Annotated in this window: 20 protein-coding genes; 8 read left to right on the top strand and 12 right to left on the bottom strand. The window is 72.9% G+C overall.

Annotation, left to right across the window (positions count from 1 at the left end; translation table 11 throughout):
- Window positions 1–13: 13 nt before the first annotated feature.
- On the top strand, window positions 14–1,639 hold the full coding sequence (locus tag AB0G63_RS03595) for a penicillin-binding transpeptidase domain-containing protein (RefSeq protein ID WP_360743619.1): 1,626 nt from the start codon (window positions 14–16) through the stop codon (window positions 1,637–1,639).
- A 94-nt stretch (window positions 1,640–1,733) separates the two neighbouring features.
- Window positions 1,734–3,422: a penicillin-binding transpeptidase domain-containing protein gene (locus tag AB0G63_RS03590; RefSeq protein WP_360743616.1), complete on the top strand. Its 1,689-nt coding sequence runs from the start codon at window positions 1,734–1,736 to the stop codon at window positions 3,420–3,422.
- Between the two features lie 126 nt (window positions 3,423–3,548).
- Here AB0G63_RS03590 and AB0G63_RS03585 read toward each other — a convergent pair whose 3' ends face one another.
- A complete protein-coding gene (locus AB0G63_RS03585) occupies window positions 3,549–3,902 on the bottom strand; it encodes an SsgA family sporulation/cell division regulator (RefSeq protein ID WP_360743613.1) in 354 nt (117 codons plus the stop codon).
- Window positions 3,903–4,098: 196 nt separating this feature from the next.
- On the opposite strand from AB0G63_RS03585, the gene AB0G63_RS03580 reads away from it, so the two are divergent.
- From AB0G63_RS03580 to AB0G63_RS03565, 4 genes are all read left to right on the top strand, one after another.
- Window positions 4,099–5,154, top strand: a complete 1,056-nt coding sequence (locus tag AB0G63_RS03580; RefSeq protein WP_360743610.1) for an energy-coupling factor ABC transporter permease — start codon at window positions 4,099–4,101, stop codon at window positions 5,152–5,154.
- Window position 5,155: 1 nt separating this feature from the next.
- Entirely contained in the window at window positions 5,156–5,917 is a 762-nt protein-coding gene (cbiQ, locus tag AB0G63_RS03575; RefSeq protein WP_360743607.1) for a cobalt ECF transporter T component CbiQ, read from the top strand.
- Window positions 5,905–6,672, top strand: coding sequence for an ABC transporter ATP-binding protein (locus tag AB0G63_RS03570; protein WP_360743604.1), 768 nt, complete (start codon window positions 5,905–5,907; stop codon window positions 6,670–6,672). Before cbiQ ends, AB0G63_RS03570 begins: the two co-directional genes overlap by 13 nt.
- 288 nt (window positions 6,673–6,960) lie before the next feature.
- The gene (locus AB0G63_RS03565; protein WP_360743601.1) at window positions 6,961–8,127 is read left to right on the top strand and encodes a serine hydrolase domain-containing protein; all 1,167 of its coding nucleotides are present in this window, start codon (window positions 6,961–6,963) and stop codon (window positions 8,125–8,127) included.
- Between the two features lie 44 nt (window positions 8,128–8,171).
- Here the strand turns inward: AB0G63_RS03565 and AB0G63_RS03560 are convergent, their stop codons facing one another.
- The 6 genes from AB0G63_RS03560 to AB0G63_RS03535 form a co-directional block, all read right to left on the bottom strand.
- On the bottom strand, window positions 8,172–8,447 hold the full coding sequence (locus AB0G63_RS03560) for a DUF1876 domain-containing protein (protein ID WP_360743599.1): 276 nt from the start codon (window positions 8,445–8,447) through the stop codon (window positions 8,172–8,174).
- 111 nt (window positions 8,448–8,558) lie between these two features.
- Entirely contained in the window at window positions 8,559–8,906 is a 348-nt protein-coding gene (locus AB0G63_RS03555) for a hypothetical protein (protein ID WP_360743596.1), read from the bottom strand.
- A 243-nt stretch (window positions 8,907–9,149) separates the two neighbouring features.
- Window positions 9,150–9,995, bottom strand: coding sequence for an EamA family transporter (locus AB0G63_RS03550; protein ID WP_360743593.1), 846 nt, complete (start codon window positions 9,993–9,995; stop codon window positions 9,150–9,152).
- Entirely contained in the window at window positions 9,992–10,501 is a 510-nt protein-coding gene (locus AB0G63_RS03545; RefSeq protein ID WP_360743590.1) for a YbaK/EbsC family protein, read from the bottom strand. Before AB0G63_RS03545 ends, AB0G63_RS03550 begins: the two co-directional genes overlap by 4 nt.
- 128 nt (window positions 10,502–10,629) lie before the next feature.
- Window positions 10,630–12,894 (bottom strand): MMPL family transporter, encoded by a 2,265-nt coding sequence (locus tag AB0G63_RS03540; protein WP_360743587.1) that lies wholly within the window; start codon window positions 12,892–12,894, stop codon window positions 10,630–10,632.
- Between the two features lie 235 nt (window positions 12,895–13,129).
- Window positions 13,130–13,732 carry a TetR/AcrR family transcriptional regulator gene (locus tag AB0G63_RS03535; protein ID WP_360743584.1) on the bottom strand — a complete coding sequence of 201 codons (603 nt, stop codon included), beginning with the start codon at window positions 13,730–13,732 and terminating at the stop codon, window positions 13,130–13,132.
- A gap of 181 nt (window positions 13,733–13,913) precedes the next feature.
- Between AB0G63_RS03535 and AB0G63_RS03530 the strand changes: the two genes are divergently transcribed.
- Window positions 13,914–17,285: a S41 family peptidase gene (locus AB0G63_RS03530; RefSeq protein WP_360743581.1), complete on the top strand. Its 3,372-nt coding sequence runs from the start codon at window positions 13,914–13,916 to the stop codon at window positions 17,283–17,285.
- 103 nt (window positions 17,286–17,388) lie between these two features.
- On the opposite strand, the gene AB0G63_RS03525 is transcribed toward AB0G63_RS03530, so the two are convergent.
- The 4 genes from AB0G63_RS03525 to AB0G63_RS03510 form a co-directional block, all read right to left on the bottom strand.
- Entirely contained in the window at window positions 17,389–17,619 is a 231-nt protein-coding gene (locus tag AB0G63_RS03525; RefSeq protein WP_360743579.1) for a hypothetical protein, read from the bottom strand.
- 87 nt (window positions 17,620–17,706) lie between these two features.
- Window positions 17,707–18,591 carry an SDR family oxidoreductase gene (locus AB0G63_RS03520; protein WP_360743576.1) on the bottom strand — a complete coding sequence of 295 codons (885 nt, stop codon included), beginning with the start codon at window positions 18,589–18,591 and terminating at the stop codon, window positions 17,707–17,709.
- Window positions 18,588–19,505, bottom strand: coding sequence for an alpha/beta hydrolase (locus AB0G63_RS03515; RefSeq protein ID WP_360743573.1), 918 nt, complete (start codon window positions 19,503–19,505; stop codon window positions 18,588–18,590). The genes AB0G63_RS03520 and AB0G63_RS03515 overlap by 4 nt, the downstream gene beginning before the upstream one ends.
- Entirely contained in the window at window positions 19,502–21,145 is a 1,644-nt protein-coding gene (locus tag AB0G63_RS03510; protein WP_360743570.1) for an NAD(P)/FAD-dependent oxidoreductase, read from the bottom strand. The genes AB0G63_RS03515 and AB0G63_RS03510 overlap by 4 nt, the downstream gene beginning before the upstream one ends.
- Window positions 21,146–21,279: 134 nt before the next feature.
- Between AB0G63_RS03510 and AB0G63_RS03505 the strand changes: the two genes are divergently transcribed.
- Window positions 21,280–21,930: a MerR family transcriptional regulator gene (locus AB0G63_RS03505; protein WP_324783243.1), complete on the top strand. Its 651-nt coding sequence runs from the start codon at window positions 21,280–21,282 to the stop codon at window positions 21,928–21,930.
- Window positions 21,931–22,008: 78 nt separating this feature from the next.
- Here AB0G63_RS03505 and AB0G63_RS03500 read toward each other — a convergent pair whose 3' ends face one another.
- A complete protein-coding gene (locus AB0G63_RS03500; RefSeq protein ID WP_360743567.1) occupies window positions 22,009–22,812 on the bottom strand; it encodes an exodeoxyribonuclease III in 804 nt (267 codons plus the stop codon).
- Window positions 22,813–22,857 lie beyond the last annotated feature (45 nt).

The following is a 22,857-nucleotide window of genomic DNA, read 5'->3' as shown; positions in this document are numbered from 1 at the left end:
ACGGGGAGGGACCATGGGCAAGGGCGTCAGGACCGCCGTCATAGGCGGTGTGTTCGCCGTGATGGTGGGAGGGGCGGGGTACGGGGCCTACAACCTGCTGTCCGCGCTGAACGACACCGGGGGGACGGCCGGCGCGGCGGCGCCCGCGAGGACGGGGCCGCCCGGCGCCGGCGAGGTCGACGAGACGACCGGGAAGTTCTTCGCGGCGTGGGAGAAGGGCCGCGCGGCCGAGGCGGCCACGTACACGAACGACGCGGCGGCGGCCGAACCGCTGCTGACGGCCTACGCCGACGACGCGCACATCACCCGCGTGCGGATCACGCCGGGCCGGGCGAACGGGGCGACCGTCCCGTTCACGGTGCGGGCGACGGTGTCGTATCAGGGCAGGTCCAAGTCCCTCGGCTACAAGAGCGAGCTGACCGTGGTGCGCAGGCGGACCACCGGGCGGGCGCTGGTCGACTGGCAGCCGTCCGTGGTCCACCCGAAGCTGCGGCAGGGCGACACGCTGGTCACCGGTGAGGCGGCGGACCCGCCTGTCGAGGCCGTCGACCGCGACGGGAGGGTCCTGACGAAGGAGAAGTACCCCTCCCTCGGACCGATCCTGGACGAGCTGCGCGCCAAGTACGGCGACCGGGCGGGCGGCAAGCCCGGCGTCGAACTCGCGATCCGGCACGAGACGGAGGGCGCCGCCGACACCTCGCTGCTGACCCTGGCCGAGGGCAGGCCCGGGAAGCTGCCGACCACGCTCAGCGCGCGCGTGCAGGCGGCCGCCGAGAGCGCGGTGAAGAAGTACGCCGAGTCGTCCGTGGTGGCCGTCAGGCCCAGCACGGGCGAGGTGCTCGCGGTCGCCAACCACCGCGACGACGGCTTCGACGCGGCGTTCCTCGGCAAGCTGGCGCCCGGCTCCACCATGAAGATCATCAGCGCGGCCACGCTCATCGACAACGGCATCACCAGCATGAACGGCCCCGCCCCCTGCCCCGACGAGGCGGTGTGGCAGAGCCAGACCTTCCACAACCTCAAGGGCCTGGCCCCCGACGAGCACGCCACCCTCGCCGACAGCTTCGCCCGCTCCTGCAACACGGCCTTCGTGAAGTACGCGGACGAGGTGAAGGCGGACTCCCTCACCGAGGAGGCCCAGAACCGGTTCGGGCTCGGCCGGGACGACTGGAAGACCGGCATCCCGTCCTTCGACGGCTCGGTCCCGGCCTCCGGCGGCCCGGACACCGCGGCGAACCTGATCGGCCAGGGCCAGGTCCAGATGAGCCCGCTGAACCTGGCGTCGGTGACGGCCACCGCGACGACGGGCGTCTTCCGGCAGCCCGTGATCGTCCCCCGCAGCCTCGACGACCGGGAACTGGCCACCGCGCGGGGGCTGCCGGCGAGTACCGTGCAGCAGCTGCGCGCCATGATGAACCGCACCGCGACCAGCGGCACCGCGGCCGGCGTGATGGCCGGTCTGAGCGGCAGCATCGGCGCCAAGACCGGCTCCGCCGAGGTCGACGGGCAGGCGAGATCCGACAGCTGGTTCACCGGCTACCGCGACGACGTCGCCGCGGCGGCCATGACCCAGGACGGCGGTCACGGCATCGACGCCGCCGGTCCGATTGTCGCAGCTGTGCTACGGACCGGCGGCTGACGTCACTCCGTGCGGGCGGGACTTTAGGGTGGTGCAGTCGTTGGGACTGACGAGGGCAACGGGGACCCTGGGGAAACGCGGAGGAACGCAGGCTGTGGGCAAGAGAAGGCGCGTCGCCGAGCGACGGAAGACCGGGCCCGCCGTGGTCGGCGGGATGATCGCCGTGGTCGTCGGCGGCGCCGGCTTCGGCGGCTACGCGTTGTACGGCGGCGGTGCCGCGGCCGACGACCGGACGGCCCCGACATCCGCCACCGCCGGGCACGAGAAGAAGACCGGCCCGCTGTCCGCCGCCGAGGTCACCTCCGCCGCCGAGCGGTTCCTCACCGCCTGGCAGAAGGGCAAGGCCACCGCCGCGGCGGCCGCCACGGACGCGGCCGACACGCACCACTCGGCGGCGGCCGCCGCCCTGCTGGCCGGTTACACCAGGGACGCCCACATCAAGGACGTCAAGTTCACCGCGGGCGCCCGCACCGGCGCCAAGGTCCCCTTCTCCGTCAAGGGCACGGTGTCGTACAAGGGCGCGAGCAAGCCGCTGGCCTACGACAGTTCGCTGACGGTCGTGCGGCGCGCCTCCGACGGCGAGCCGGTCGTCGACTGGCGGCCGTCCGTCGTCCATCCCGACCTGAAGGACGGCGACAGACTGGTCACCGGCGCCGCCGGCACGCCCCCGGTGAAGGCCTACGACCGTGACGGCGGCGAGCTGACCACGGCGAAGTACCCGTCGCTGGGCCCGGTCCTGGACGGGCTGCGCGAGAAGTACGGCAAGACAGCCGGCGGCCGGGCGGGCGTGGAGCTGCGCGTGGTGCGCGGCAAGGCGTCGCAGAAGGCGAAGCTGTCCGACAAGACGCTGCTGGAGCTGAGCAAGGGCACGCCGGGTTCGGTGAAGACGACGCTGAGCCCGGCGCTGCAGGCGGTGGCCGAGCAGAAGGTGGCGGCACGCGCGCGTGCGTCGGTCGTGGTGCTGCGTCCGTCGACGGGTGAGGTCCTCGCCGTGGCGAACTCCTCGCACGGCTTCAACGCGGCCTTCCAGGGCTCGCTGGCACCCGGCTCCACCATGAAGATCATCACGTCGTCGCTGCTGATCGAGAAGGGTCTGGCGTCGGCGGACAAGGTGCACCCCTGCCCGAAGACGGTGACCTACGGCGGCTGGAAGTTCCACAACGACGACGACTTCTCGATCAAGGGCGGCACGTTCAAGGCGAGCTTCGCCCGCTCCTGCAACACGGCCTTCATCAGCCAGGCCAAGAAGCTGGAGAACGACGACCTGACCAAGCAGGCCCAGCAGGTCTTCGGTCTGTCGATGAACAACTGGGCGATCGGCGTCCCGACCTTCGACGGCTCGGTGCCGGTGCAGTCGGCGGCGCCGATGGCGGCGTCGCTGATCGGGCAGGGCGGGGTGCGCATGAACCCGCTGAACATGGCGTCGGTGGCCGCGACGGTGAAGTCGGGCACGTTCCACCAGCCCTACCTGGTCTCCCCGGCGGTGGACCACCGCAAGACGGCGACCGCCTCGCGCACCCTGTCGGCGTCCACGCTCTCGCAGCTGCGCGAGCTGATGCAGTACACGGCCGCGTACGGCACGGCCGCCGAGGCCATGGCCGGGCTCGGCCCCGACTACGGCGCCAAGACCGGCTCCGCGGAGGTCGACGGGCAGAAGAAGCCGAACGGCTGGTTCACGGCGTACCGTGGCGACCTCGCGGCGGCGGGCGTGGTGCAGGCGGGCGGGCACGGCGGCGACACGGCGGGGCCGATCGTGGCGGCGCTGCTGAAGGCAGGCGGCTGACGGTTGTCGGAGTCGTCGGCAGGCGGCGGGCGATTGCCGGTTGACGGCGGGCGACTGAGGGCGGCAGGCGATTGAGGGCGGCCGGCGACTGAGGGCGGCGAGCGGGCCGCCCGGGGCGGGCGCCGGTCAGCCTCCGACCGGCGCGCCGGCCAGGTACGTGCGGCGCAGGAACCGCAACAGGGCCTTCGTCTCGAACTGCACCACCGAGACGCCCTGGTCGGAGTGGAGCTCCACCACGGCCTGCACCCGGCCGCACGGCCACACGCGGACGTCACCGCTGCCGGCGGGGGCGCGCAGGCCCTGCTCGAGCAGCGAGCGCGAGAAGGTCCATTCATGGGTTCCGGGCAGTCCGACCCGGACCGCGCGCGGGTCGGCCTCGGGGTCGTAGCGCAGGCGCACCGGTACGGCGTCGCGTTCCTCTTCGGGGGCGTCCGCGCCGGTGACGATGTGGGCTCGTGCGTACTGCTCGACTACGGACATCGGTCGACCCTCTCACGCAGCGTGACCTATACGGAAGCTGTGCGTCCACCCCTCTTCAATGTCCCATATTTTCGGGACAACACCCCGCGGGGAACGGGAACGCCCCTGTTCCCCGGCGCCCTCGGTACAGGAACCGTTCCTGTTCTCCTCCCTCCGCTCTTGCAAAACGTTCGCAACAAGCCACTATCATCGAACGGTGCATGTACCTGACGGATTCATAGACGCCCCCACGTCCGCCGCGGCCGGCGCGGTCGCGGCGACCGCCGTCGCGGTGAGCCTGCGCGGAGCGCGGCGTGAGCTCGACGAGCGGACGGCGCCGCTGGCCGGTCTGGTGGCGGCGTTCATCTTCGCCGTGCAGATGCTGAACTTCCCCGTCGCGGCGGGCACCAGCGGCCATCTGCTGGGCGGAGCGCTGGCCGCGATCCTCGTCGGCCCGTTCACCGGGGTGCTGTGCGTGTCCGTGGTCCTGCTCATGCAGGGCATCCTCTTCGCGGACGGCGGCCTGACCGCGCTCGGCGTGAACATCACCGACATGGCCATCGTCACGACGGTCGTCGCGTACGCCCTCTTCCGGTTCCTGGTGAAGGTGCTGCCGCGGCGCCGGCGCTCGGTCACCGTCGCCTCCTTCGTCGCCGCGCTCGTCTCGGTCCCGGCCGCCGCCGTCGCCTTCACGTGCGTCTACGCCGTCGGCGGCACCACCGACGTCTCGATCGGCAAGGTCGCCACCGCGATGGTCGGCGTGCACGTGCTGATCGGCGTCGGCGAGGCGGCGATCACCGCGCTGACGGTGGGCGCCGTGATCGCCGTGCGCCCGGACCTGGTGTACGGCGCACGCGGCCTGCAGCAGCGCCTGAAGCTGCGCGTGAACGGCGTGCTGGTCGACGCACCGGCGCCCGGTGGGGCGCGCACGGCGCCCGTGGCGGCGCGCACCTCCCGCCGCACGCTGTGGATCACCGGCCTCACCACCTCTCTGGTCCTCGCCGGGTTCGTCAGCTTCTACGCCTCCTCCAGCCCCGACGGCCTGGAGAAGGTCGCCCACGACAAGGGCATCGACCAGAAGACCGGGCGGCACGCCACGGAGGACTCCCCGCTCGCCGGCTACGGCGTGAAGGACATCGCGGACGCCCGACTGTCCGGTGGCCTCGCGGGCGTGATCGGCGTGGGCGCCACCGTCGTCGCGGGCAGCACGGTGTTCTGGGTGGTGCGCCGGCGTCGCGTCGACGACGCCTCCCCCGTGAGCACGGGGGTCTGACGTGGGCGCCGGTCATGCGCACAGGCTCTACCGGCACGGGCACTCGCCCGTGCACGCCCTGCCGCCGCACACCAAGCTCGCCGCCGCGTTCGCGTTCGTGGTGGTCGTGGTGTCGACCCCGCGGGAGGCGATGTGGGCGTTCGGGCTGTACGCCCTGCTGCTCGCGGCCGTCGCGCGCCACGCGCGCGTGCCCGCCGCCTTCCTGCTCAAACGGCTGCTGATCGAGGTGCCGTTCGTCGCGTTCGCCGTGCTGATGCCGTTCGTGGCGGAGGGCGACCGGGTGGACGTCCTGGGCCTGTCGTTGAGCGTGAACGGCCTGTGGGGCGCGTGGAACGTGCTCGCCAAGGGCACCCTGGGCGTCGCCGCGTCCGTGCTGCTGGCCGCCACCACCGAGCTGCGCGAACTGCTGCTCGGCCTGCAGCGGCTGAAGCTCCCGCCGCTGCTCGTGCAGATCGCGTCCTTCATGATCCGCTACGGCGACGTCATCACCGACGAGATGCGGCGCATGCGGATCGCGCGGGAGTCGCGGGGCTTCGAGGCGCGCGGGGTGCGGCACTGGGGGGTGCTCGCCAAGTCCGCGGGCGCCCTGTTCATCCGCTCCTACGAGCGCGGCGAGCGCGTGCACCTGGCCATGGTCAGCCGCGGGTACGCCGGTTCCATGCCGGTCATCGACGAGGTGACCGCCTCCCGGGCGCAGTGGTCGTCCGCTCTCGCCCTCCCCTTCGCCGCCCTCGTCGTCTGCCTGCTGGGATGGATGCTGTGACCGACTCTCTCGAGGTCTCCGGCCTCGCCTTCGCCTACCCGGACGGCCACCAGGCCCTGTTCGGCGTGGACTTCCGCATCTCCCGCGGCGAGCGGGTCGCCCTGCTCGGCCCGAACGGCGCCGGCAAGACGACCCTCGTCCTGCACCTCAACGGCATCCTGACCGGCGGCGCGGGCACGGTGAAGGTCGCCGGGCTGCCCGTCGGCAAGGAGCACATGGCCGAGATCCGGCGCCGGGTCGGCATCGTCTTCCAGGACCCCGACGACCAGCTGTTCATGCCGACGGTCCGCGAGGACGTGGCGTTCGGACCCGCGGCGGCCGGGCTGAAGGGCGCGGAGCTGGAGGAGCGCGTGGACCGGGCGCTCACGCGGGTGGGCATGGCGGAGTTCAAGGACCGTCCCCCGCACCACCTGTCCTTCGGACAGCGGCGCCGGGTGGCTGTGGCGACCGTGCTGGCCATGGAGCCGGAGATCCTCGTCCTGGACGAGCCGTCCTCCAACCTCGACCCCGCCTCCCGCCGTGAGCTGGCCGACATCCTGCGCTCGCTCGACGTGACCGTCCTGATGGTCACGCACGACCTGCCGTACGCGCTGGAGCTGTGCCCGCGTTCCCTGATCCTGAGCGAGGGCGTGATCGCGGCGGACGGGAAGACGGCCGAGCTGCTGTCGGACGAGGAGCTGATGCGCGCCCACCGTCTGGAGCTGCCCTTCGGCTTCGACCCGCGCTCCGTGGCGGCCCCCGCCGGCCGTCCGTGACACGGCCCGCCGGTGACTCCGGGCACGTGACACAGCGCGCGGCGTGCCTTGCCGGCGCCCAGCGCGCGGTCAGGGCTCGACAGCGCACACGCCGGCGCGGGTCACGCAATCGGCGCGACCGCATTGGGAGCGCGCCGTCTGCGTGCGCCTTGCACGGCGCCCGTCATCGACGGCGACGCGCGGCCGCGCCGCCGTAACGATCGCGTCCGGGCCGCGTCGCCGGGGAATCGCACGCCGTGTGCGGACGTTGGTCCCAGCGTCGCAGGTGAGCCGGAGGAGGGCGCGGACGTGGACGTGAACGGCACGGTGGCCGAGGGGTTCGAGCCGGTCAGGGAAGCGTTCGTGCGCAACTTCGAGGTGCTCGGCGAGCGGGGCGCGGCCGTCGCCGTCTACCGGGGCGGCCACAAGGTCGTCGACCTGTGGGGCGGCACGAAGGACGTCGACGGGACCGAGCCGTGGCAGCGGGGCACCGCACAGATCGTGCGCTCGGCGACCAAGGGCGTCGTCGCCGCCGCGCTCCTGCTGCTGCACCAGCGCGGGGAGCTCGACCTGGACGCGCCGGTGGGCGAGTACTGGCCGCAGTACAAGGCGGCCGGCAAGGAGCGGACGCGGGTGTGGCACCTGCTCGCGCACCGGGCGGGCGTGCCCGTGCTGGACCGGCCGCTGACGCCCGCGCAGGCCCTGGACCCGGTGACGGCCGCCGAGGCGGTCGCGGCGCAGGCGCCCGTCTGGGAGCCGGGCACGGACCACGGCTACCACGCGCAGACGTACGGCTGGCTGACCGGCGAGCTGGTGCGACGGGTCACCGGCCGGGAGATCGGCGACTGGATCGCCGACGAGATCGCGGGCCCGGTCGGGGCCGAACTGTGGCTGGGGCTGCCGGCCGGCGAGACGGCGCGGGTGGGCCGGGTGGCACAGATCGATCCTCCGGCGGACCCGGCGGCCGCGCTCAGGATCCGCCCCAAGCGCGCGGTCGCCGACGCCTACGCCGACCCGGCCTCACTCACCCGCCGCGCCTTCGCCGCGATCACCCCGCAGCCCGACGAGAACGACCCGGCGTACCGGGCCGCCGTCCTGCCCGCCTCCAACGGCATCGCCACCGCCGACGGCCTGGCCCGCGTCTACGCGTCGCTGATCGGCGAGGTGGACGGCGGCACCCGGCTGTTCACCCCGGAGACCGCGGAGCTGGCCCGCGCCGAGCGCAGCGCCGGACCGGACCGCGTGCTCGTGGTCAACACCCGGTTCGGCCTCGGCCACATGCTGCACGGGGCGACTTCCCCGCTGCTGTCACCCGCCTCCTTCGGCCACCCGGGCCGCGGCGGGTCCCTCGGCTTCGCCGACCCCGACGCCGGCGTCGCCTTCGGCTACGTCACCAACGGCTTCCGCAAGAGCGTGACGGCGGACCCGCGGGCGCAGGCACTGCTGCGGGCGGTACGGAACGTCGTACTGCCGTAGGGCACGCACGCCGTGCCGCCGTAGGGCACGCCGTACTGCCGGTCTCAGACGTGGATCGGGTGCGACGTCCGCCCGGACGCGGAGTCGATCTCGCCATGCGCTTTGGTGAGCAGTTCCATGGCGAGTTCGTTCAACGCCCGAGCCCCGGCGATCTCCTCGCCGACCCGCGGCTGATTGGAGTCGCTGTAGTGGCGGCTGGCGTGACCGTGCGCCCGCACCTCGCTCCCGTCGGGCAGGCGCAGCAGCGCCACCGCCCGCGTGTGCTGGTCGTCCTCCTGGAACTCCATCTCGACGTGCCATCCCACTGGGGCGTGCATCATGAGGATCACCTCCGGAACTCCTCCTCCCAGAGTGCGCCTGTCCACCCCCGAACGCACCCGCCGCCTGCACGGCGCAGCGCCCCGGACCCCTGCGCGCGCCAGGGCCGGGCCTCAGCCGGCACCGGGCGGTTCCTCCTGCGCGGGCGCGCCGCGGCCGACGGTCAGGGACCAGTGCACGGTCGACGGCGCTACGACCGAGACCACTCCGCTCCGGTCCACCCCCCTCACCGCCACCTGGTGGTAAGTGGTGCTGACTTCGCCCGCGAGGCACTCCAGCGGGAACGAGACGTGCACCGGTCGCAGTGCGACATCGATTTCCCCCTTGCCCTGGCACCGCACCGCGACGATCAGCGCGTCGCCCTTCTTCCCCGCCTGGAACTCGACGGCGGCGTTCCCGGTGGTCGCCCCCGCCCGCCCGGCGAGCGTCTCGTCATCGTCCAGTTCCGGGGGCGTTCGCACAGAGGGCCGGGAGTCTCCTGGGGAGACGGCCGCCGCCCGGGGTGCGTCGTCGGAGGAGGCCGCGCTGGGGCGTTCCGGCCGCTCGGCACCCTCGTCGTCCGGTGCGCAGGCAGCGGCTGCCACTGACAGCAGCACGGCAGCGCACGCGATGCTCAATCCCCTGAGGGCTCGGCCTGACATGGTCACGTTCTCCTTGCTGCCCTTGCCGCACTCGACGTACACGTATTGCCGCAGCCGCCGCCGCTACGCCGCGTGCAGCATGAGGCCGATGCCGGCCACCAGCAGCCCCGCCGCGACGACGCGCGGCACGCCGAACCGTTCCTTGAAGAAGACGGCGCCGATGGCCGCTCCCACGATGATCGAGGATTCGCGCAGGGCCGCCACCGGGGCCAGTTCCGCCTTCGTCTGCGCCCACAGGACCAGCCCGTAGGCCAGGACGGACAGGGCGGCGCCCAGGAGTCCGACGCCGGCGAAGGGCCGCAGCACGGCGATGAACCGTCCGCGCAGGCGGTACAGCGCGTACGCCGGGATCGTCACGCCCTCGACCGCCATCAGCCAGGCGACGTATCCGAGGGACGAGCCGGAGGCGCGTACGCCCAGGCCGTCGAGGACCGTGTACGCCGCGATGGTCAGGCCGGTGGCCAGGGCCGCGCCGATGGCCGCCCGGTCGGGCCGGTGCCCGTGCAGTCCCCACAGCGCCACTCCGGTCAGGCCCGCGCAGGACAGGGCGATGCCCGCGGCGGCCCAGCCGTCCGGCACCTCGTGCGCGAAGACGGCGGCGAGCAGCGTGACGACCAGGGGCGCGGTGCCGCGCGCGATGGGATACGCCTGCCCGAAGTCCCCCAGCCGGAAGGACCGCATCAGCAGCGCGTAGTAGGCGGCGTGGACGACCGCGGAGGCGATCAGGTACGGCCAGGCGTCGGCCCGCGGGACCGCCGTGAACGGCGTCAGGGCGAGCCCGATCAGCAGGCCGCCGCCCGCGATCAGCGTGAAGCCGGCCAGTTTGTCGGTGATGCGGTGGGCGAGGGCGTTCCAGCCGGCGTGTGTCACCGCGGCCAGCAATACGGCCGCGGTGACCAGCGGGGTCACGAAGTCCGCTCGCGCACGTCCGTCACCGTGGCGCCGGCGTGGGCGATCAGTTCCTGCGGTGCCATCGGGAAGACGGTGTACGGGGTTCCTGCGGCGGCCCACACCGTGTCGTGGACGAGCAGCGAGCGGTCGGCGAGCACCCGGGTCCTGGTGCGGTGCCCGAAGGGCGGCACGCCGCCGATGGCGTACCCGGTGGTCTCCCGTACGACGTCGGCGTTCGCCCGGGTCACCTTCGCGGCGCCGAGTTCCGCGCGGACCCGCTCCGGGTCCACCCGCGACGCGCCGTCCATGAGGACGAGCACCGGTTCCCCGTCCGCCGCGAAGACCAGCGACTTGCAGATCTGGCTCAGCTCGCAGCCGATCGCGGCGGCGGCCTCGGCCGCGGTGCGGGTGGCGTCGGGGAAGCGCTGGATGCGCGGAGGCAGGTCGTCGAGGCCCAGCGCGCGCAGGGCCTCGGCGAACCGGGGGTGGGCGGCGGAGTCACCGGTGGTGTCGGCGGTCGTCATGCACCGCACGCTAGCGGTGCGGGCCGGGGGCGGACGACCGGGTTTCCGGTGTCCGCCCCCGGCTGCACGAGGACCGGTGTGCGCCGTCGGCCCCGCGAGGGCCGGCCTCCGCCCCCGCCCGCGGAGGCTCAGGCCCTGACCAGTTCCCGGTCCTCGTCCGCGTCCGGGTCCTCGTCCGGGTCCTCGTCCACGCCCGTGCCCGTGCCCGCGCCCGCGTCACGGCCGTCGGCCGGGGTGCGCAGGCCCTCGCCCTCGACGTCGACGTTCGGCAGCGCCCGGTCCAGCCACCTCGGCAGCCACCAGGCCCTGCGGCCGAGCAGGACGAGTACCGCCGGCACGATCGCCATGCGCACGAGGAACGCGTCGAAGAAGACAGCAATCGCGAGACCGAAGCCGATCATCTTCACCATCGACTCGCTGGAGCCGATGAAGCCCGAGAAGACCGCCATCATGATCACCGCGGCGGCCGTGACCACCCGGGCCCCGTGCCGGAAGCCCGTCACCACGGCCTGGCTGGGCCTCTCGCCGTGGACGTACGCCTCCCGCATCCGCGTCACGAGGAACACCTCGTAGTCCATCGCGAGGCCGAAGACCACGCCGATCATGAAGATCGGCATCATCGACATCACCGGGCCGGTCTCCTCGACCCCCATCAGGCCGGCCAGCCAGCCCCACTGGAACACCGCGACGACCGCGCCCAGGGCCGCCGTGACGCTCAGCAGGAAGCCGAGGGCCGCCTTCAGCGGGACCAGGACCGAGCGGAAGACCACGATCAGCAGCAGGAACGCGAGGCCGACCACGAGGGCCAGGTAGGGCAGCAGCGCGTCGTTCAGCTTCTGCGAGACGTCGACGTTCATCGCGGTCGAGCCGGTGACCAGCACCGTCGCGCCGGTGTCGGCCCGCACGCCGGCGCCCGCGTCGCGGATGCCGTGCACCAGGTCCTCGGTGCTCACCGACGACGGCTTGGAGCCCGGGATCACGGTGATCGTGGCGGTGTCGCCGGCCTTGTTGTAGGTCGCGGGGGTGACGGTGACGACGTCCTTGAGGCCCTTGATGTCGTCGGTGACCGCGGCCACCGCGCCCTTGGGATCGTCGGCGGTACTGGCGTCGACGACGACCAGCAGGGGGCCGTTGAAGCCCGGGCCGAAGCCCTCGGAGAGCAGGTCGTAGGCGCGGCGCTGCGTCGTCGACGTCGGCTGGGAGCCGTCGTCCGGCAGGCCCAGTTCCAGCGAGGCGGCGGGTACGGCGGCCGCCCCGAGGCCGACCACGCCGAGCAGCAGGACGGCGACCGGGCGCCGTACGACGAAGCTCGCCCAGCGGGTGCCCAGGTTGGGCTTGCCGGAGGCGTTCTTCCGCGCGCCGCCCCGCAGCCTGCGCTGCTCGCCGGCGGGCTTGATCCTGCGGCCCGCGTACCCGAGCAGGGCCGGGATCATGGTCAGCGCGATCAGCACCGCGACGGCCACCGTGCCAGCGGCCGCGACGCCCATCTTCGTCAGCATCGGGATGTCGACCACCGACAGGCCGACCAGCGCGATCACGACCGTCAGGCCGGCGAAGACCACCGCGGACCCGGCCGTTCCGGCGGCCCGGCCGGCCGCCTCCTCGCGCTCGCGGCCCTCGGCGAGTTCGGCGCGGTAGCGGGAGACGATGAACAGGGCGTAGTCGATGCCGACCGCCAGGCCGATCATCGTGGCCAGCGTGGAGGTGGTGGAGCCCAGGTCGAGCGTGCTCGCCAGCGCGGTGATCGCCGACACGCCGATGCCGACGCCGACGATCGCCGTCAGCAGCGGCAGCCCGGCCGCGACGAGCGAGCCGAAGGTGATGACGAGGACGACCGCGGCGACCGCGATGCCGATGACCTCGGAGGCGCCGGTCTCCGGCGTGCTCTGCAACGCGTCACCGCCGACCTCGACGGTCAGCCCGGCGTCGCGGGCGTCCTGCGCGGCCCTTTCGAGGGCGTCCCGGGAGGCGTCCGTCAACTCCATGCCGGAGACGTCGTACTTCACCGACGCGTAGGCGATCGTGCCGTCCCTGCTGACGGCGTGCGCCTTGAACGGGTCGGCGACGGAGGCGACCTCGGAACCGTCGGCGAGTTCCCGCACCGTCTTCTTCACGATCGCCTTGTTGCCGGGGTCGGTGGTCTTCTCGCCGGCCGGCGCCTTGAAGACGACGCGGGCCGTCGCACCGTCGGCACTCATGCCGGGAAAGCGCTGTTCCAGTAGGTCGAAAGCTTTCTGCGCCTCGGTTCCGGGGATCGAGAAGGCGGTGCTGCCGGCGGCGGGCGCGCTCGCCGCGGCGACTCCCGCCAGTGTCAGCAGGGCCACCCAGAACAGGGCGACGAAGTGCCGTCGCCTGAAGGCGAACCGGCCGAGTCGGTAGAGGAATGTGGCCACGGGGGCGTACTCCCGGTCAGGTCGTGGGGTGTTTCGGGGCAGGGGTCATCGGCCCGACGACGTGAGCGGTCGCGTCAGGTGGTGCGGGTGCCTTTACTGGTGCCTTGCAGGGGATCTCAGGCGGTGCGGATGCCTGGCGGGGATGCCCGGGCCGCGCAGGTGCCTGGTGGGGTGTTCAGGCGGCGCAGGTGCCCGGCGGGATGCCCGGGGCCGCGCAGGTGCCCGGCGGGGATGTTCAGGCGGTGGGCGCGCCGAGGGCGGGGAGGACCACGGCGTCGATGTACGACAGGAGGAAGGCCTGCGTCGGAGGCTGCTCGTCGATGAGCGTGCGGGCGGCGAACGCGCCGACCATCATGTGCACGATGTAGTCCATCGCGGGACTGTCGGCACGGACCTCGCCGCGGTCGACCGCCCGGTGCAGGATCCGGCGGAACTCCGCCATCTCCGGCTCGATCAGGTGCTCCCGGAACGCCTGGAGGAGATCGGGGTTGCCATGGACGGCCATGGCCAGGCCCCGCATCAGGGCAGAGCTCTGCTCCATCTCGCAGTCGTCCGAGCGCAGCGCGAACGCGTGCAGGTCGCCTCTGAGGGACCCGGTGTCGATCTCGTCCGCGGAGCCGCCCGGCTTGCTGTGCCGGACCGCCTTGGCCACCAGCTCGGCCTTGCCGCCCCACTGGCGGTAGAGCGTCGCCTTGCTGGACCGGGTGCGGGCTGCCACGGCGTCCATGGTGAGGGCGTCGTAGCCGACTTCCCGGAGCAGGTCGAGCACGGCCTCGTACAGCTCGGCCGCACGCTCGGGCGTGATCCGACTGCGACGTGCCGTGGTGGCCGCGGTCATGCCTGTCACCTTCCCGCTTTCCGTTCCGTCCGTCCGGTTGTCGTCCGGCTGCGCGTTCCTCGTACTCCATGAAGATACCCCGAGCGCTAGCGAAACGAAACTGTTTCGTACGTGGGGTGAGTCACGTCCGTCAGGGACGCATAAGTTGCCGCCCCCCATTCGGGGGAAAAGCATGGAAAAGGTGAGCTATCTGCGCCTGCCGCATCTGCGCGGCGACCTGTTGTGCTTCGTGGCCGAGGACGACCTGTGGCTCGCCTCCCTCGACGGCGCCAACCGCGCCTGGCGCCTGACCGTGGACCGCACCAAGGCCGGTCACCCCCGCATCTCCCCCGACGGCCGCCACATCGCCTACACGAGCTGGCGCAGCCTGACGCCGGAGATCCACCTCATGCCGGTGGACGGCGGGCCGGGCCGGCGGCTGACCTACTGGGGCTCGCCGGACACGCGGGTGTGCGGCTGGACCCCGGAGGGGCAGATCCTCGCCGTCGCCTCCCACGGCGAGCCGTTCTCGTACTTCACCTGGGCCTACAAGGTCTCCACCGACGGCGACCCCGGCCGCAAGCTGCCCTGGGGACCCGTCTCCGACATCCAGGTCGGCGAGATCGCCGGGGAGCGCCGCACACTGCTGCTCACCGGCACCCCGCCGCACGAGCCCGCGGCCTGGAAGCGCTACCGCGGCGGCGCCACGGGCCGCCTCTGGCTGCACGGCGAACGCCTGCTCGCCGACCTGGACGGCCACCTCCACTCGCCCCTGTTCGTCGGCGGCCGGATCGCCTTCCTCTCCGACCACGAGGGCATCGGCAACCTCTACTCCTGCGCCCCCGACGGCTCCGGCCTGCGCCGCCACACCGACCACGACGACTTCTACGCCCGCCACGCCGCGAGCGACGGGGTCCGGGTGGTCTACCAGTGCGCGGGCGACCTGTGGATCGTCGACGACCTGGCCGCGGGCTCCGTCCCGCGCCGTCTGGACGTACGGCTGAGCGGTCCGCGCGCGGGCCGGCGCCCGTACCAGGTGCCGGCCGCCCAGCACGTGGACGGTGTGTCGGTGGACGAGACGGGCCGCGCGAGCGCCGTCGTCGTACGCGGCAGCCTGCACTGGCTGACCCACCGGGACGGCCCGGCCCGCACGATCACCGACACGCCCGGCGTCCGCGTGCGGCTGCCGGAGATGCTCGGCCCGGCCGACCGGATCGCGTACGTGACGGACGCGGAGGGCGAGGACGCGATCGAGATCGCCGGCCTGCCGCGGGCCGGCGGCGGCCGTGAGCCGCGCAGGCTCGCGGCCGGCCGGCTCGGCCGGGTCCTGGAGATGGTCGCCGACCCGCAGGGCGAACGCCTCGCCGTCGCCTCGCACGACGGACGGCTGTTGCTCGTCGACGTGCGCGAGGACGCGAGCGTGAGCGCGGGGGAAGGCACGAGCGAGAGCGCGGGGGAAGGCACGAGCGAGGGCACGGGGGAGGCTGGCGGGGACGCAGCCGACGGGGACGGAGACGAAGTCGACGGAGTCGCAGACGCGCCCGGTGCGGTCACCGAGCTGGTCCGGGAGCTGGTCCTGTCGGCCAACGGGCCCGTACGGGACCTGGCGTTCTCCCCGGACGGGGGCTGGCTGACCTGGTCGCACCCCGTCATCGGCCGCTCGCTGCGGCAGATCAGGCTGGCCCGGATGAAGGACGGGCTGATCGTCGACGTCACCGACGGCCGCTTCGAGGACGAGAACCCGGTCTTCACGCGGGACGGCCGCTACCTCGCCTTCCTCTCCTGGCGCGGCTTCGACCCGGTGTACGACGTCCACACGGGCGACCTGTCCTTCCCACTCGGCTGCCGCCCCTACCTCGTCCCCCTCTCCTCGGCTACCCCCTCCCCCTTCGCCCTCAGCCCCGAGGGCCGCCCGGCCGCGGGGGGCCTGGACCCGCTGCCGGACGGCGAGGGCGGCGACGGCACGGTGACCGTGGAGGCGGAGGGACTGGCGAGCCGGGTCACGCCCTTCCCGGTCATCGCCTCCAAGTACTCGGCGCTGCGCCCGGTGGCGGGCGGCGGGCTGGTCTGGCTGCGCTGGCCGATATCGGGCGCGCTCGGCGAGACCTTCGCCAACCCCGACGACACCACCGGCCGTCCGACGCTGGAGCACTTCACCATCGGCAAGGCGAGGAAGTCCGAACTCGTCGGCCACCTGGACTGGTTCGCGGTCAGCGGCGACGGCACCCGGCTGGTCGTGGCCGACGAGGGCGAGCTGCGGGCCGTACCGTCCGACGAGCCCGGCAACGGCGACACGACCGTCTGGATCGACCTGCGCCGCATCCTGCACGAGGCCGACCCGGCCGCCGAGTGGCGCCAGGCGTACGCGGAGGCCGGCCGCCTCATCCGCGCCTACTTCTGGGAGCCGGGGATGTGCGGCATCGACTGGGACGCGGTGCTGGAGCAGTACCGGCCGCTGGTCGAACGGGTCGCCTCCCCCGACGACTTCGCCGACCTGCTGCGCGAGGTCCTCGGCGAGCTCGGCACCTCGCACGCCTACGTCACCCCGGCCCGCCGCAACGAGGGCCCGCCCCACTACCAGCGGTGGCAGGGGCTGCTGGGCGCCAACTTCACCCGCCGGGACGAGGGATGGACGGTCCGGCGGATCCTGCCCGGCGACTCCTCGGACTCCAGGGCCCGTTCACCACTGGCCGGCACGGGCATCCGGGAGGGGGCGGTGCTCACCCACGTCGACGGACGCCCCGTGGACCCGTCGACCGGCCCCTCCCCGCTGCTCGCGGCCGCGGGCGGTACGACGGTGGAGCTGACGTTCGCCCCGGCGCCGGGCGGGGCGGGACGGCCCCGGCGGGTGGCCGTCGTCCCGCTGATCGACGAACGGCCGCTGCGCTACCAGGACTGGGTGGCCAAACGGCGCGCCGTGGTAAGGGAGTTGAGCAGCGGCCGGTGCGGCTATCTGCACATCCCCGACATGGGCGGCTCGGGCTGGGCGCAGTTCAACCGGGACCTGCGCATGGAGATGTCCAGGCCCGCCCTGATCGTGGACGTGCGCGGCAACGCGGGCGGTCACATCAGCGAGTTGGTGGTCGAGAAGCTGACGCGCACCATCCTGGGCTGGGACCTGACCCGCGACGCCCAGCCGGTGTCGTACGCCTCGAACGCGCCGAGGGGCCCGGTCGTGGCGCTGGCGGACGAGGCGACCTCCTCCGACGGCGACATGATCACGGCCGCGTTCAAACTGCTGAAGCTGGGCCCGGTGGTCGGCCAGCGCACCTGGGGCGGAGTGGTCGGCATGACCGGCCGACACCGGCTCGTGGACGGCACGGTGATCACGGTGCCGATGAACGCGGCCTGGTTCGACGCCTACGGCTGGGGCGTGGAGAACCACGGCGTCGCCCCCGACCTGGAGGTCCTGCGCACCCCTCTCGACTGGGCGGAGGGCCGCCACGCCCAACTCGACGACGCGGTCCGCCTGGCCCTCGACCTGCTGGAGACCCAGCCCCCGGCAGCCCCGCCGGACTACTCCGACACCCCCGACCGCACCCGCCCGGCACTCCCGCCCCGCCCGACTCACTGAACGGGGCACGAAAGGGGCGCGAGGAACCGCGCACCGAGCAGAAGCGCGGGGCGCCCTCCGAAGGAAGGACGCCCCGCATCACAGCCCAGGCCGAGCGCAGCGGCTAGGCGTCGAAGTCCGCCTCGAGGCGGTCCTCCTCCTCACGCATCCGCTCCGGCTCGTTGCGCATGCGGTCGCGGCCCTGACCCTGCGGTGTCCGCTGCTGAGACTGCGGCCCGCGCTGCTGAGCCTGCTCGCGGCCCTGCTGAGCCTGCTCGCGGCCCTGCTGCGCCTTCCGCCTGGTCTGCTCCTGCCGCTGCTCCGGCTTGTTCTGGGACTGGTCCTTCATACCCATGTGGGTTCACTCCCGTTGTGGGTGGGGAAGCGGCCCGTTACCGGGCCTCGACCAGATTCACACGAGCCGTCACCCTGCGCATGTCGATCAACTACCGTGCGTAGCGCGCGACTCCTCGTCCGCCGCCCCGCCCGCGCCGACGAGCCCGTTGCGCATCCCGTCGAGCCGGGGCCCGAACCGCTTCATCTCCCGCTGCCCGGCCGTGCCGATGAGGGCCGGCAGGTAGCCGCGCACGCTCTGCATCCCGCGCAGCCACCACTGCCCGTACACATGGCTCGACCGCCGCTCGATGCCGGCCACGATCCGGTCGACCGCGGGGCCCAGCGGATAGGTCTTGTTGCACGGCCACGGCAACCGCTGCCGCAACTCCCGCAGCACCGCGTCCTGGTCGGCCCCGCGCACCATGTCGGTGTCGGTCCACGACAGGTAGCCGACCCCGACCCGGACGCCCCGGTAGCCGACCTCGGCGCGCAGGCTGTGCGCGTACGCCTCCACGCCGGCCTTGGACGCGCAGTACGCGGTCATCATGGGCGCGGGGGTGATGGCCGCGAGGGAGGCGATCTGCAGCAGGTAGCCCCGGCTCTCCATCAGCAGCGGCAGGAAGGCGCGGGCGGTGACCGCCGACCCGACGAGGTTGACCTCGATCACCCGCCGCCAGGCCTCCGGGTCGGAGTCGACGAGGGGCCCACCGGTCGCGACGCCGGCGTTGGCGACCACGATGTCGGCCTTCCCGAACCGCTCCTTGACCTCGCGCGCCACCCGGGCCATCGCCTCGTGGTCGGTGACGTCGGCGTACCAGTGGGCGCTGTCGGTGTGCAGCCGTTCGGACACCTGCTTGAGGGCGTCCGGCTCCAGCCCGACCAGCGCCACCTTGACGCCGCGCGCGGACAGCTTGCGTGCGAGCAGCTCCCCGACGCCGCGCGCCGCTCCGGTGACGACGGCGACCTGTCCGTCGAGGCTGACCCTGCTCATGCGCCCTCCTTGATCGTTGCGTACGTGGTCACGAGCTCCCGGATCCGGGCGGTGACCAGCTCGGGTGCCTCGATGGGCGTCATGTGGCCGATCCCCGGCAGTTCGGTGAGGCCGACGCAGTTCGGCAGCGCGGCCACCAGCGCGGCCGCGTGCACGGGCGGCGTCAGGCGGTCCGCGGTGCCGACGACCACCGCCGTGGGCACCCGCAGCTCGCGGACGCCGTGGTCGAGGTCGAGCAGGTCCAGCACCTGCGACCAGGCGTGCCGCACCTTGGTCGGACAGGCGTGCACGATACGCGCGCACGCCTCCACCATGTGCGGCGCCGAACCCGGGCCCATGGTCCCGTACTTCAGGATCTTCCGGGCGAGCGGTGTGACCGGCCCCAGCGGTGCCCGTGACCCGAGGATGTGCTTGGTCAGCCAGGTCCGCAACCGGCCGGCCCGCAGGGGGACGACGGTGGACTCGGCGACCAGCCGCGAGGAGCCGGTGCTGCACAGCAGGACCGCTGCCGCGTGCTCCCGGAAGCCGGGCCGCTCGGCGGCGGCCATCACCGTCATGCCGCCCATCGAGTGACCGGCGACCACGGCCTTCTCGCCGGGCGCCAGGGTCGCCTTCAGCACGGCCTCGAGATCGTCGGCGAGGGCCTCGGTGCCGCAGGCTGCGCTGTGCGGGCTGCGTCCGTGGCCGCGCTGGTCGTAGGCGACGACCCGGTGGTCGACGGCGAGATCGCGGATCTGCGCGGCCCAGAAGGCGGTGGAGCAGGTCCAGCCGTGGGCGAGGATCACGGCGGGCGCCTTGTCGGGTCCGTGCACCTCGACGTGCAGGCGGGCGCCGTCGGCGGAGACGACGGTGAGTTCCCGGGTGGGGACGGGCGGGGCGTACGGGCCGGAGGCCACGGCGGTGAGCCGGCTCACGCGGTCACCTCCGCGGCCTGCCCGGCCTGCCCGGCCTGCCCGGCCTGCCCGCCCTTCGCGCTCTGCTCGCCCTTCGCGCTCTGCTGGGCTAGCGCGCTCTGCTGGGCTTGCGTGCTCTGCTTGGCTTGCGCGCTCTGCTGGGCTTGCTTGTCGGCTGCGGCGGCCGGCGGCCGCAGGACCTGGTACTCCGCCAGGTCCACGCGCCGGGTCGCCCGCCGGAACTCGGAGGTCGTGCCCGGCCAGACGGTGGTGTTGCGGCCGCTCGCGTCGAGGTACCAGCTGGTGCAGCCGCCGGTGTTCCACACCGTGCGCTTCATACGCTCCTGCACCCGGCGGTTCCAGGCGCCGACCGCGCTCGGGCGGGCGTCGAGGGCGACCCGGCCGCCGAGGACGTCGAGCTGGCGCACGTAGTCGGCCAGGTAGTTCAGCTGGGACTCGATCATGAGGATCATGGAGGAGTTCCCGAGGCCGGTGTTGGGGCCGATGATCGACATCCAGTTGGGGAAGCCGGCCGCGGACGCGCCCCGCAGTGCCTGCATCCCGTCCTTCCAGCTCTCCGCGAGCGTCCTGCCCTCGGCGCCGACGACCCGCTCGGCTATCGGCATGTCCGTGACGTGGAACCCGGTACCGAAGACGATCGCGTCGACCTCCGCCTCGGTGCCGTCGGCGGCGACGACGGTCGAGCCGCGGACCTCGCTCAGTCCGCTCGCGACGACGTTCACGTTGGGCTGTGCGAGGGCCGGGTAGTACGCGTTGGACAGCAGGATCCGCTTGCAGCCGATGCGGTAGTCGGGGGTCAGCTTGGCGCGCAGGACCGGGTCCTTGATCGCGCGGGCGATGTTCCGCCTGGCCAGCTGCTCCACGAAACCGAGCTCGTTCGGGTGCTTGGTGAACGCCTGCACCTGCAGCTCCCGGATGCCCCACAGCAGTCCGCGGCGGGCCTGGGCGGTGAAGGGCAGCGCCCGGTGCAGCGCCCGCTCGACGCCGCTGATGGCCCGGTCCACGCGGGGCATCACCCACGCCGGGGTGCGCTGGAAGAGGGTCAGTCTGCCGACCTGCGGCTGGATGCTCGGCACGATCTGGATCGCGGAGGCGCCGGTGCCGACCATCGCCACGCGCTTGCCGCGCAGGTCGTAGTCGTGGTCCCAGCGGGCGGAGTGGAAGACCTTGCCCGGGAAGGAGTCCAGGCCCGGGATGTCGGGGACCTTCGGGTCGGACAGCGGCCCGGTGGCGGACACCACCAGGTCGGCCGACAGGTTCCCGCCGGTGGTCTCGATGTCCCAGCACAGCCGCTCGCCGTTCCACGTCATCCGCTTCACCTCCGAGTCGAAGCGGATGTGCGGGCGCAGCCGGAAGACGTCCGCGACGTGCTCCAGGTAGGCGCGGATGTGCTCCTGTCCGGAGAAGGTGCGCGGCCAGTCGGGGTTGGGCGCGAAGGAGAAGGAGTACAGGTGGCTCGGCACGTCGCAGGCGCACCCCGGATAGCTGTTGTCCCGCCAGGTGCCGCCGACACTGCCGGCCCGCTCCAGGACCACGAAGTCGGTGACGCCTTCGCGCCGCAGCCGTACGGCGGCCCCGAGCCCGCCGAATCCGGACCCGATCACCGCCACCCGCACATGCTCGTGTTCGTGCTCGGCCATCCCGAAGCCTCCACGCATCGCCCGATGGATCCCGCCAGTGAATACTGGCGCAATGGGACTGTAGGGCACTTCCGTACCGATCGGTAGGGGGCCGGACCGGGAAAGTTACCCCGAGTACGACATAGGGTCGGGGCGTGGCAGACAAGCGTGAATACCGCATGGAGGAGCTGGCCAGGGAGGCCGGGATCACGGTGCGCACCCTGCGCTTCTACCGCGAGCGCAAGCTGATCGGGCCACCGCGCCGCGAGGGCCGTATCGCCTGGTACGACGAGAGTCACCTCAACCGCCTGCGCACCATCGCCGCTCTGCTGGAACGCGGACACACGCTCAGCGGCATCGCCGAACTGGCCGAGGCCTTCGAACACGGCCGCGGCGTCGGCGACGTCCTCGGTCTCGGCACCCCCACCGAGGAGGAGCCGGTCCGCCTCACCCCCGAGGAACTCGCCGCCCGCTTCGAGGGCGAGGTCACCCCCGAGAACCTCGCCTCCGCGATGGAACTCGGCTACGTGGGCGCCGACGGCGACGAGATCGTCCACATCAGCCGCCGCCTGCTCGACGTCTCCTCCGCCCTGGTCCGCGAGGGCATCCCGCTGGCCGAGGTGCTCACCACCGGCGCCCGGGTCCGCGAGCACGCGGAGGCCCTGGCGGACCTCTTCGCCGACCTGGTGCTGCGCCACGCGGGCCGGGACGACCTCACCCGGCTGCGCCCGCTGGCCCGCAGCGTCGTGGAGGCGGAACTGTCCCTGGCGCTGGACCGGCGGCTGCAGCGGGCGCAGAGACCGTAAGTTCAGAGGTCGCAGACCTCAGCGGCCGTAGATACAGAGGCCGCAGGCTCAGAGGCCCCAGGGCCAGAGGCCGCAGGCTCAGAGGTCGTAGACGACCGTCACCGGAGCGTGGTCCGACCACCGCTCGGCGTGCGTGGCCGCGCGCTCGACGAACCCCTTGACCGCCCGGCCGGCCAGTCCCGGCGTCGCGACGTGGTAGTCGATGCGCCACCCGGTGTCGTTGTCGAAGGCCCGCCCGCGGTAGGACCACCACGAGTACGGCCCCTCCACGTCCGGATGCAGGGCCCGTACGACGTCGACGTAGCCGCCGTCCGCCGGGTCGAGGACCCGTCCGAGCCACTCCCGCTCCTCGGGCAGGAAGCCGGAGTTCTTGACGTTGCCGCGCCAGTTCTTCAGGTCGGCGCGCTGGTGGGCGATGTTCCAGTCGCCGCAGACGACCACCTCACGGCCGTCGGCGGCGGCCCGCTCGCGCAACTCCTTCAGGTACGCGAGGAACTCGCCCATGAAGCGGACCTTCTCCTCCTGCCGCTCGGTGCCCACCTCGCCGGAGGGTAGGTAGAGGGAGGCGACCGTCACGCCGGGCAGGTCGGCCTCGACGTACCGCCCGCTCGCGTCGAACTCCGCCGACCCGAAGCCGACCCGGACCCGGTCGGGCTCGCGGCGGGCGTAGAGGGAGACGCCGGCGCGCCCCTTGGCGGCGGCGGGCGCGTGCACCGTGTACCAGCCCTCGGGCGCGCGGACCTGCTCGGGCAGCTGCTCCGGCTCGGCCCGCACCTCCTGCAGGCACAGCACATCGGCGGAGGTGCCGGAGAGCCACTCCACGAAGCCCTTCTTCGCGGCGGCGCGCAGTCCATTGACGTTGGCGGAGGTCACAGTGAGCACGCCGGAACGATACCGGCACACTGGACGGCGTCCCGTTCCCTCATG

Source organism: Streptomyces sp. NPDC020996 (genome assembly GCF_040641355.1).
In the GTDB taxonomy this organism is placed as follows: domain Bacteria; phylum Actinomycetota; class Actinomycetes; order Streptomycetales; family Streptomycetaceae; genus Streptomyces.
This window is presented reverse-complemented; position numbering and strand designations above follow the sequence as displayed.